The sequence below is a fragment of the Butyrivibrio sp. NC3005 genome (assembly GCF_000424545.1).
In the GTDB taxonomy this organism is placed as follows: domain Bacteria; phylum Bacillota; class Clostridia; order Lachnospirales; family Lachnospiraceae; genus Butyrivibrio.
The window spans coordinates 1-12,048 of record NZ_AUKC01000070.1 but is presented as its reverse complement, the minus strand read 5'-3'; the positions used below and the strand labels follow the sequence as shown (position 1 = coordinate 12,048).

The 12,048-nt window shown below is 34.1% G+C and carries 10 protein-coding genes; 1 reads left to right on the top strand and 9 read right to left on the bottom strand.

The window, feature by feature from the left end; genetic code table 11:
• Positions 1–99: 99 nt before the first annotated feature.
• Positions 100–741 carry a hypothetical protein gene (locus tag G634_RS0114280; RefSeq protein WP_026505845.1) on the bottom strand — a complete coding sequence of 214 codons (642 nt, stop codon included), beginning with the start codon at positions 739–741 and terminating at the stop codon, positions 100–102.
• A gap of 221 nt (positions 742–962) precedes the next feature.
• On the opposite strand from G634_RS0114280, the gene G634_RS19425 reads away from it, so the two are divergent.
• Positions 963–1,283, top strand: coding sequence for an ArsR/SmtB family transcription factor (locus tag G634_RS19425; protein ID WP_035800283.1), 321 nt, complete (start codon positions 963–965; stop codon positions 1,281–1,283).
• Between the two features lie 150 nt (positions 1,284–1,433).
• Here the strand turns inward: G634_RS19425 and G634_RS0114270 are convergent, their stop codons facing one another.
• The 8 genes from G634_RS0114270 to ltrA form a co-directional block, all read right to left on the bottom strand.
• The gene (locus tag G634_RS0114270) at positions 1,434–1,919 is read right to left on the bottom strand and encodes a hypothetical protein (RefSeq protein WP_026505844.1); all 486 of its coding nucleotides are present in this window, start codon (positions 1,917–1,919) and stop codon (positions 1,434–1,436) included.
• Between the two features lie 10 nt (positions 1,920–1,929).
• Positions 1,930–2,571: a hypothetical protein gene (locus G634_RS0114265; protein ID WP_026505843.1), complete on the bottom strand. Its 642-nt coding sequence runs from the start codon at positions 2,569–2,571 to the stop codon at positions 1,930–1,932.
• A gap of 80 nt (positions 2,572–2,651) precedes the next feature.
• Positions 2,652–3,176 carry a hypothetical protein gene (locus G634_RS0114260; RefSeq protein ID WP_196805378.1) on the bottom strand — a complete coding sequence of 175 codons (525 nt, stop codon included), beginning with the start codon at positions 3,174–3,176 and terminating at the stop codon, positions 2,652–2,654.
• A 249-nt stretch (positions 3,177–3,425) separates the two neighbouring features.
• Entirely contained in the window at positions 3,426–5,153 is a 1,728-nt protein-coding gene (locus tag G634_RS0114255; protein ID WP_081676653.1) for an ABC transporter ATP-binding protein, read from the bottom strand.
• Between the two features lie 12 nt (positions 5,154–5,165).
• Entirely contained in the window at positions 5,166–6,893 is a 1,728-nt protein-coding gene (locus G634_RS0114250; protein WP_026505840.1) for an ATP-binding cassette domain-containing protein, read from the bottom strand.
• Positions 6,894–7,229: 336 nt separating this feature from the next.
• Positions 7,230–8,105, bottom strand: a complete 876-nt coding sequence (locus G634_RS0114245) for a helix-turn-helix domain-containing protein (protein ID WP_026505839.1) — start codon at positions 8,103–8,105, stop codon at positions 7,230–7,232.
• Between the two features lie 140 nt (positions 8,106–8,245).
• The gene (locus G634_RS0114240) at positions 8,246–9,928 is read right to left on the bottom strand and encodes a phospho-sugar mutase (RefSeq protein ID WP_026505838.1); all 1,683 of its coding nucleotides are present in this window, start codon (positions 9,926–9,928) and stop codon (positions 8,246–8,248) included.
• 248 nt (positions 9,929–10,176) lie between these two features.
• On the bottom strand, positions 10,177–11,571 hold the full coding sequence (gene ltrA / locus G634_RS0114235) for a group II intron reverse transcriptase/maturase (RefSeq protein WP_026505763.1): 1,395 nt from the start codon (positions 11,569–11,571) through the stop codon (positions 10,177–10,179).
• Positions 11,572–12,048: the final 477 nt, after the last annotated feature.

Genomic DNA, 12,048 nt, shown 5'->3' with positions numbered 1-12,048 from the left:
AAAAGGCTTCGCCTTGAACCAGTTTGCCACTTGACTTTTGTTCTCACGAAACTCGCAGTAAATGCGAGTTTCTGAAGTGAACTAACAAGAAGTCAAACTTTACACTCTAATTACTTCTACTTCTTGTCCTGTTATTTCATACACAAGATCTTTCATAAGCTTCTTCAAATCGCTTGCTGAGCCGATATGTTCGAAACCAAGTTCTGTAATAAGACTATTTCCACATTTGTTATCAACATCCATTGTATCTTTCTTGGAAAAGTTAGCTACAAATACCATACATGCTCCTAGAGCTTCATAGCTGTCAATCTTCTCTTTTCTTACCATATCAATAGCATCATCTGTAATATCAGCAGTGATTCCACTATTCATCTCAATAGTATTAACCACTCCATCTACATCAGTTGAAACCCTCTTATCTCCATATACCATATATGTAGTAAAATCTGTATCATCTTCATCGAGCATTATTTTCTCATCCTCAATACCTCCATCTACATATAAACGAATAACACCTCTCCATCTTTCATCTTCATCCTTCTGAAGAGTTGCATACATATTCTGCATCCTGGACAGGTCTATTACTACTCTATTAGTATAAAGAGGATTCGATGACATCTTATCCAAAGACTTCCTTGTCATATATAAACTCTCTGTTTTGGTAAAAAGGTCTGAAGAAATAATTAGCTTCTTGGCCTTAATCTTAAGCTGTTCATTATTTTTACCTGTATATTTAAGCATAGAAAACTCCTTAAAAATCAATTTCAAAAAAACATCAAAACAACTTTATCACATTGAACGCAAAAAGTGAAGCGCGAATATCTACGAATCCGACAAGTTCCAGATAAAAATAGATTAAATTGTAACTTTGTAAAAGTTAATGATGTAAATAATTAATCCGATAAACAATTAAACACTTACTTATGCCAAGGAAACAATAACCTTTACTATTGGAGGTCTGAATGTCTAATTTAGAAAACGGTATTATTCCATCCATAAGCACTGCAGAAAATGTTTCTGATTATTTAAAGCAACTCGGGGATCCTAGCCGACTTCGGATTTTCTGGCTATTATGTAAGAAAACTCTGTGCGTAACACAGATTGCAGAAGAGGTTAATATGTCAAGTCCTGCAGTATCTCACCATTTAAGAGTACTAAAATCTGCATCGCTCATCTCATCCAAAAGAAATGGAAAAGAAATGTATTACTATGCAGCTAATACAAACATGGTAAAATCTCTATACCTGACAATAGAGACAATCGCCAAAATTGTAAACGTCTAATTTACAACTTTTATCGTCATCAACGAAAATGATAATAAAAATTCATTCTATAAAAAGCAAAAGAACAGCCCAAATTAAGTGATTCACAAACAATTTGTGTTTCAGTTAATTTGGACTTTTTCTTGCCACAACTATTTATACCCACATAGACTAAGATTCATCTGCTTTTCTAAAATACAAGTTTTCGTTATTAACAAGAATCATTACTAGTTCAAGGACTTCCATACTATCACTATAAAAATCAATTGAAAATCCGCCATTTATGCTCATTAAGCTTAATTTATCACTGTCATTTATAAGAATTTGCAATGAAGAAACATCATAAATTATAGTATGTCTAATTATCGAATCTATTACTGATAAAGGTTGATTTCTTAAATCTTTATCTAGATAATCTTTATAAAATATATCATCTTTTTTAGACGGTTCAACAATAAAGATTTTTGATGGATAATAATGAATCAATCTAATAACAATATTTGATATTTTTGTTGCAAACTCATCTATATACGTTTTAAGAAGATATTCTTCCAAATCAAAAAAACGATTTCCAGACATTTTTCGAGGTAGAAAATCAACAATATAGCAGGTAGCATCTGAATGCAAAGAATCGATTATAGTTTTTAACTTTTCCACTAGACTCTCCTTATTTTCCAAGTACTTTTCCGTTTTCATCCAACGAAGCTATCCTATCTCCCTTTTTGTTTTTCAACTTCCATTTTCTACCACCATGTCCAGCAGTATCTTTTTCAATTGTCCATCCACCTTTTTCCTTATATGCAGTTTTCCCTGAAACAGGCTGATTGAAATCCCCTACTTTAACATTTCCATCACCATCCTTTAATCGAGAAGGAATATTAGCCTTTGCTTCTTTTATTTCCGCTTGTTTGGCAAACCAATCAGTAACTGCGTCGTAAACCCAAGAACCAACTTCCACTGCAACGCCAGATATTAGTATTACACCTGTAGCAGTAATAATAACTTCGCCAACCCCTGGAACAAACCATGTCCCTGCCACAAGTGCAGCTGCAGAGTTTAAATGTATTTCCGAATTTACCACCGAATCTCCTGTTGATATTTCTCGCGCATTACATAATAATGCCTCAAATTGATTTCTTGTATAGTATCTACCATCAATAAACAGACCGTCTTCTTCTACTACAAGTAAACTTTTATTATGATTACGATACATATAATCATTATTTCCACTTGCAAGAGCTGTAATTCCAGTGTTTACAATCATAGCAACAGAAATCATAATTATCAATGTACTCTTCAATTTTTTCATTTTATAGTCCTCCAATTAATTGAAATCATAGATAACACCATTTCTATTAAAAATCACTTTGAACACAAACTAATCTATCCCTACCTCTTTATAAGCTTCAATCTGACACCCGATAATTTCCAGAAATCATTACTATCCCCAAACATAGGACACATACAGTATTGCATCTCATTTTCCGGATCAGATATTAATGCTGCAATATTGAACAAAAAATCGCAATCGCCTTCTAGTTTTATACTCTCCCACTTAATATCAATACTCATGCTAAAACTATTATCTGTCACATCTGCAATAAACTTGATATTTTCTTGAATACTCTGTGTTATTTTTCCAGTATTATCTGAATAGATAACTACGTTAGCTTTCTCACATCCATTCGAAAATGTGAACATTTTATGTACTATAGATTTACTTTTTACTATTACCAATTCAACACCATCTTTGTGGTAACACTTATCATTTTCATTTATAGCGATATTATCAATATTGTCTTCGTTAAAATAAACACATTTTTTCCCTCTACAATGATACTTAATATGAAATCCATCAATATCTACAATGCATCTTATTTTTATATCAATTCTATCATTATCTTTCAATTTCATTTCAGAATGTTTCTCAAATGACAATTTTTCATGATTTATAATAAGGTCATTTTCTCCCTTTTCTACAAGTTTGAGTATATTAAATGATTCAGGCAATCTTCCTAGAATGAAATCATCAGCAAGAATCCTGCTTCGCAGGACAAAATTTCTCTTGACGACAAATTTTGGTCTGGTACGGTTCTTGATTTTCTTGATGAAAACAAGAACCTATAGGTTATTGTTTTCACCAGAAAAATCAAGAACTATAAACTATTGATAATACTGATTTTGTACTGAGAATAGTTTATAATACTTTCCTCTTTTGGCGATTAACTCTTGATGACTACCATCCTCAACAATCCTACCGGAATCAAAAACAATAATTCTATCACAACACTTCGCTGATGAAAGTCTATGCGTCACATATATAACAGTATTTTTCTCTTTATCTATTATAGTATTATAATACTCATATAATTCAGCTTCAGATATCGGATCTAAAGATGCATGAGGTTCATCTAAGATAATGATTTTATTCCCATTATTTCTAAAAAAGCATCTAGAAATAGCTAACTTTTGCCATTCTCCGCCTGAAAGATTCACACCTTTTCCTTTTATAGTCCCTAACTCTGTATCTAAATCAAATCTTCTTTTGATGTAAGTTTTCTTAAATCCACTTAGTTCCATAGATTCATTTATCCGTTCTTCATCATTATGATTCTTGATATTTCCCAAAGTAATATTATCTCTCACATTTAAATCGTATTTACAATAATCTTGAAATGTTACTGAAAATTCATCTTCTCCATTTACTTGAATTTCACCATTTGAAGTTTCATATAATCCAAGTAATAATTTACAAAACGTTGTCTTTCCACTCCCATTTTCACCAACAATTGCAATTTTCTCCCCCTGCTTAACTACTAAAGAAACGTTCTCTAAAACATTTTTTTCACATGAAGGATAATTAAAAGAAATGTTACGAACTTCAATTGCATTCTGCTTGTCTTTCATATTTTTATCAGCATTAGAATCAAATATAAATTTTTCTATTTCAAACAAATCCTTCGCATATAAAGTAGATTCTTTATAACTCAAAATATTATAATAAGAACTAATAAATGTATCTTGAACATCAACAATACTATTAATAACTATCACTAATCCATCAACTTGTATAATCCCATTTTTTAGCAATAAAAGCCCGATTACCAATGATATTCCTAATCCCAATCCAAATGAAGCAGACTCGATACTACCGCCTATAAAACCATGCCTATAATAATGTTTTCTCTGCTTTTTCAGTATACTTTCTGTAAGCTGTCTATACCTAGAATAGAATATCTTCTCTAGTCCCCAAAGTCTTATTTCCTTCAAGCTGTCTTTATTTGTTAATGAATTTCTATACCAATTTTGATAACTTCTATCCTCTTGAAGTTCTTCGTACATATGTCGCATTTCTGGAACAAATTTTGCCCTACAAAAAAATCCAGGCAAGGATGCAGCCAACACTATAATAATAAAAATTGGATTTATTCTTAAAAAAATAATTGAATAACTAGAAATCGTAACTATAATAATAATCAATCGCTCTGTAGTAGATATAAATCTTATAGCATAAGTATCCAAAAATAAATCTGCTCTCTCACGAGTTCTAATATAATCAGCACTTTCCAAGACATTATTGGGAATTCTTAGTTGCAAATCCATTAGATATTCTCTTAGACTTATCAATATTTTATCATAAGAATATTGAGATAAGATGTTTACATATCGTGCAATGATATTCCAAGAAAACGAAATCAGCACATACCCCCCTAAATACTTAACTAAACTCACACTAGATTTTTGAACTAAGGAAAGAGATATTTTACCTAGAAAAAAGGCCATTACAGGAGGAATTATTGAATTCATTAAAATAGTTGCTATTCTTAAAATGACATTCTCTGGTGATGATTGAATCATTATTTTTATGATTTTCTTAATAATCGAATACATTTTAGCTATAGATCATCCTTCCCCAATTGATAATTTTCTTTGAGTTTCATACATTTTGTAGAACATTTCTTTTCTTTCCATCAATTCTATATAATTCCCTTGTTCAATAATTCTACCATCCTGAAACAACAAAATTTTGTCAGCATATTTAGAAAATGCAAGTCGATGCGATATAATAATTTTAGTCTTTTCATGAGATATATCAGAATATAATTTATATATCTGTTCTTCAGCCAATGGATCCAAAGATGATGTTGGTTCATCAAAGATTAAGAAATCACTATTCCTGTACAATACACGCGCCAATGCTATCTTTTGCCATTGCCCCTCTGACAAATCAATTGAGTTTTTCCTAAGCTTTCCAAGATATGTTTCTTCTTCCAAAGGTAATTTTTTCACATAATCTTTTATACCTACATTCTCCATAACACTGTCAAGATTATTATCGTTGTTATCTAAAGTAATATTAAATTTAATTGAAAAAGGAAATTTAGAATAGTTTTGGAAAAGTGTTGCAAAATTTGAATATATATTTCCTATATTTTTTCTATCAACACCGTCATACAGTATTTTTCCCTTTACAGGCTTGTACAACCCTGTAATCAACTTTACAAATGTACTTTTCCCTGAACCGTTTTTACCTACTACAAATATTGTATCCCCTTTATTAATTTTAACACTAACTCCATCTAGCGCATAGTTTTCCGCGTTTTGATATTTATAATATACATTTTGTAATTCTATTGATTTTTTTATGTCAAATTGTTCACCAACATTTGAATTCTCTTTTTTAAATTCATACTTTTTTGCAAATCCCTTCATCTCTGAATAATTAATTTTTATTTCCTGAAAATCAGAAACAAGAGAAGACAGTTGCCTAATAGTATTTTGGTATTGCTGAATTGTAGAAAATAACCCAATTGCATTACCTACAGCCATTGAATTCTTAAATACATCTCTAACTAATAGTATTACAGCCAAAACAAAAGCAACACATTGAACAAAACGTTGTAATAGCTCTCTTCTCATTTTATTCATATTATACTTATAGTTAAGACTAATAATAACTACGCTCAGCTTTTTCCATCTATTTTTGATTTCATCAATATATCCGAATACCTTACCTTCTTTAAGAAAAAAACTATTAGTTAATACCTCATAATAGTATTTAACTATATTTTTCTTACCTTGAATTTTATTTTCAAAATCATTTTTTTCAATTGCTAATTCATTATAACTAATCCAAACAGGTAACCCGCCTAAGAATAAAACCAATACTATTGACCATTTTATTCTACATATCAGTAGTGTCAATGAAAAAAAACGAATCAAAGTCGTGAGCACATCTAATAATTTATCCCACAATGCTGACACATGATCTATATATCTTGAAATATTTGAATACTGTTCTTGAAACTCTGGGCTTTCAATACTCTCATAGTCTGTATCTCGAACCATTTCGCAAGACTTTCGTTCTACGAATTCTTTACTTCTAGCTTTAAGTAACGAATCTACAGGCATTTGAATTGTCAATCCTATTCTATCCAAAAATATAGTTACTGTAAAAACAACCACCAGCCATATCAACTTAGTTGATTCAAACTCATTTTTAGAAACAATATTTACTATTCCTATAATCGACCAAGAAATAATATAAGGAATTAAACCTGAAAAAACTGAAAAAAAAGACTTTAACCCCAATAATAATTTCATTTCCTTGAAATATTCTTTAAGAAACATTTTCCCCCCAAACAACATGTTCATACTCAAACTAATCTAATCTCTTATATACCTTATCCTATCCCACAAAAAATAAACGATTATTCTTCATTTATTTCTTTATCTTTTAACTCATATAATGAGCTATAGTTTTTTGCTCCCCTTCCTTGCCTGCGAATCAATCCAAACTGCACTCCAGCTATACCTAATCCAAACACAAAATCGATAATCCATCGAAACTTTATATTTCTACGTATCTTTATTTATGATTGTACATCAATTTTTTTTAATAAACTATGCAATTTCGCTCCATTTAATAGCTTTTCCCACTTCAAAATATGCAATTTTGCTCTTTGCCTAATCTTTTTTTCTCCACTCTCTTGGAGACATATGATATTTTTTCTTAAAAGCTCTATTAAAGCTTGAAATAGATTGAAAACCAACGTTTTCTGATACTGCAGTGATTGAAGCATCCATTCTTGTCAACATCGTTATAGCCTTATGAAGCCTATAATCAGTTATATATTCAATTGGACTACTCCCAACTATTTCTTTAAACTGCTTCCCAAAATACGAGTAAGACAAATTACATCTTAAGGCTAATTCCATAATTTTAACATCACTAGCAAAATTCGCATGTATATAATCAAATGCAGGTTTTAACTGTTTTCTTCCTATTAGTCTTTGTCTTTCTACGCTCAATACTTTTTCATATTCATGAAAAAACTCCATCATAATATCTAATATTAGCCCTTTAACACTAAATTGATAATTTGTTTTCTTTTCATTTACCTTCCTGGCAACCATACTTAACAACGATGATATTTCTTCATTCCTCCCACGCTTTATATGTGTATGGTATGTTTGAGACATTTCCAATATATCTTCTGAAAAATCCAATTGTCCAATTGGTATAGTGTTATTAAGCATTTTTTCTACATCTATCAAGTAATAGCTACATACAAAATCTGAATTTAGAGCTGGATAGACCACATGTGCAACTTTGGTTCCAATAAAGCTAATATCACCCTCTACAAATGATTCACTGCCTTCTATAAAGTCCAAATATCCGCTTCCTTTTTCGCAAACACCAATTTCAATACAATTATGGTAATGCATATTTATACTTGCATCACATAATTGAGGCCATGAAAAGTCTTTTAAAACTATAATGGGTAAAAAATCAGTTATACCAAAATCGTATCTTACAATACTATCATCTATATAATCCATTGAAGTCCTCCACTAATAGGTCAGTTAGTACAATTAGATTATTTTTATAACTTTTGTAAATTTCATTAGACAAAAAAGGAACAAACACAATACTTAATAGCATTGTATTTGACCCTTTTTAGTTAGATTTTTAGAATTTTTTATTTTAAAATTGGTTTTAACGCTTCAGCAAGTTTATCTTTCATAGCCTGTGCTTCTTCAAGATTCTTGCCCTTTGTTGTAAAATATGTCTTAATCTTTGGTTCTGTACCAGAAGGACGAACTACTACAGTACATCCATTCTCAAGACCATATATAAGAACATTTGCAGATGGAAGTCCAGTTTCCTCTGTGTTCTTATAATCTGTCACCTTAGAAACTTTTATTCCCGCAAAATCTTTTGGTGGATTCTCACGAAGAGATGTCATAATTCCTGCCATAGTATCCATGCCGGAAAGACCTGGGAACTCAAATGAATCAACCTTGTTGAGATAGCGACCATATTCTGAATAGATTTCCTCAAGTCTCTGTTTAAGTGAGCTTCCAATACTACGGTAATAAGCTGCCATTTCACAGATAAGCATAGAACCAATTACAGCATCTTTATCACGAACATATGGACCAGCAAGATATCCGTATGATTCCTCGAAACCGAAAATAAATCTATCAACTTCTCCGTCTGCTTCAAGACCTGCAATCTGGTCACCAATCCACTTAAATCCTGTAAGAACCGAGCGAAGCTCTACTCCATAGTGCTCTGCAACAGCATCAGCAAGAGGTGTAGAAACAATTGATTTAACAGCTACTGGATTCTTTGGCATTGTACCCTTTTCAATACGTCCTGCTGCTATGTAGTCAAGAAGAAGTACGCCGACTTCATTACCAGATACAAGCTCATAGCTTCCATCAGGACACTTCATAGCAATACCAACTCTATCAGCATCTGGGTCAGTAGCAAGCATAAGATCTGCGCCTTCTTTTTTTGCAAGTTCAAGACCAAGTTTAAGAGCATCGAAAATCTCTGGATTAGGATAGCTGCAAGTAGTAAAATAACCATTTGGATATTCCTGTTCAGGAACAATTGTAATATCTGTAATACCAATGTCATTAAGAACACGTGTTACAGGAACAAGACCTGATCCGTTAAGAGGGCTATACACCAGCTTAAGTCCTGCTGTTTTGCAAAGACCTGGTCTAACCTGTCTATCTTCAATTGCTGCATAGAATGCATTCTTACAATCATCTCCAACAAATTTGATAAGTCCTTTTTCTACGCCTTCTGCAAAAGACATTACCTTAGCACCTGTAAGAACATCTGTCTTCTGAATTTCAGCATAAACAATAGCTGCTGCATCATCTGTCATCTGACATCCATCAGGACCGTAGGCTTTATATCCATTGTATTTTGCAGGATTGTGTGAAGCTGTAACCATAATACCTGCATTACATTTATAGTAACGTGTAGCAAATGAAAGTGCCGGAACCGGCATAAGAGCATCATAAATACGAACATTAATGCCATTTGCAGCAAGAACTCCAGCTGCTGTTTTAGCGAATACATCGCTCTTTAATCTACTGTCATAACTGATTGCAACTGTCTGATTGCCTCCTTGAGTTTTAACCCAGTTTGCAAGTCCCTGAGTTGCTTGACGAACAACATAGATATTCATTCTATTAGTACCAGCACCTAGAACTCCACGAAGTCCTGCTGTTCCAAATGCAAGCGCGACCGCGAATCTGTCTTTAATTTCTTCGTCATTTCCTTCAATTTTTCTAAGTTCAGGCTTAAGATCTGCATCTTCTAGATCTGCAGCAAGCCAGCGCTCATAATCATTCGTATACATTTTACCTAGCCTCCCATTAACGTTTAATTATATGTTTCTTAGTCCACTAACTATTATACATCTATTTAACCGTTAATCGGCAAAAAAACTTGGAAAAAGCGACATTTTCTCGATTTTTCCAAGTTTTTTATTTCAAAACCTATAGGTTATTGTTTTCATCAGGAAAATCAATAACCGATCAAGTAGGAGGGAGTGATTAGCTCCCGTCCTCTCACAGCACCGTACGTACCGTTCGGTATACGGCGCTTTCAATAGTTGACGTGCACAGACTGATAGGCTGTGGCTAAATCATAGAAGCCACTGTTTATCAGTCTTTCTTTTGTCATCGCCATGTTGACTGCGACTGTATGCGTGGTAAACCAATAACCACGCCGACTGTTACCAGCCATGTACGCCAAGTCTTCGGGTACACCCATCTTAATCAGATTTCGCACCTTTGTCTTGGGCTTCTTCCACTGTTTCCATATACACATACGTATTCTGTGATAGAGCCACCCATTGATATCGTCTATGCTGTTCTTCATGCTTGCTATACCGTAGTAGTTAAGCCATCCTCTCGCATATATCTTGATTTTCTCAAGACTAGGCTTGATGGACTGCACAGACTTACGGGAAGATAAATCTTTCAGCTTGGACTTGAACTTCTTCCATGACTTTGGATGAACCCTGACATAAATGCCACTTCCGTTCCTTCCCAATGCAAAGCCAAGAAATTTAAAATTTCGGATTGCAAACACGTTGACCGTACGACTTTTCTCCCGATTTACTGTTAACTTCAGTTTCTCTTCGAGATATTTTGTACTGCTTTCCAAGAGTCTCTCTGATGCTCTTTTGCTTTTCGCTAAAAGAACGATGTCATCTGCATATCTTATGCAGGGCACACCTCTTTTCAGAAACTCTTGGTCGAACTCATTGAGGTAGATATTCGCAAGAAGTGGAGATAAATTCCCACCTTGCGGTGAACCTTCTTCTGTATCAATGACCACGCCATTTTCCATTACCCCACTTTTTAGATAACGCTTTATTAGCTGAACCACACGTTCATCCTTCACATTCCTTCTGAGGAGTTTGATAAGGATTTCATGATTCAAGGTGTCGAAATACTTTGATAAGTCCAAGACTACTGCAAAAGTGTAACCTTGTTCTGCGTATTCCTTTACCCTCTGTATGGCATCCTTTGCGCTTCTGTTAGGACGATAGCCGTAGCTTCCGTCCGCAAACAACGGTTCATAGATTGGCACTAACTGTTGGGTTATTGCCTGTTGGAGTGTTCGGTCTATCACGGTAGGTATGCCAAGCTTACGCACACCTCCATCTGGTTTTGGAATCTCAACTCGCCTGACTGGCGATGGAGTGTACTTACCGCGATATATTCGGTCAGTTAACTCTTGCTGATGTTCCTTAAGATACGGAAGTGCCTCTTCGATAGTCATTCCATCAATTCCTGGCGCTCCCTTGTTTGCCTTAACTCTCTTATACGCTCTATTAAAGTTATCCTTATACAGTATCGCTTCCAAGAGTTTCGGCTGTGCACTGTCTCTTTCTTTCCATATCCGATTGAATGACCTAAGCGCTTTCGCATACCCTTCGTGTTCCGCACTATCTCTTTGCAAACAGCCATTATTATCCATGTTTTCTGCCATTGACGGTCATTTCTCCTTTCTCGGTCATACTTAAGACTCCTAATGATTCGGTCCTTCGGTTAGCATGTCCATGTTTCCATGTCCATATCCCTACTATGACCTCTGCTGACTTCTGCATGTTCAGCACCGCCTCGTTACCTTGTACGGTGGTTACTCCTTTCAGAGCGTTTCACACAGACCTCCCTAGGTACCACACGTTTCTTCCTCTCCATCCATCTGCCTCATTTATCATGCATGATTCCGTGTAGTTATTGGGCTTCAACTTGTGTAGCAGCCTTACCCTCATGCATAACCTCATATGAGATTTCTGTACGTCAGACCGGAGATTTGCCCGTGGGTTGGTATGTTTCCCACATCCAGCTTCCTTCAGATTCCGTCTCGCGGCAGACACCCTTGCCTTCGGCTATATCCTTCCCACTACCGGGCGGATTCGGGACTTAAACCCGTTAGAAACGTGCGCCGCTAGGCGCACTACCA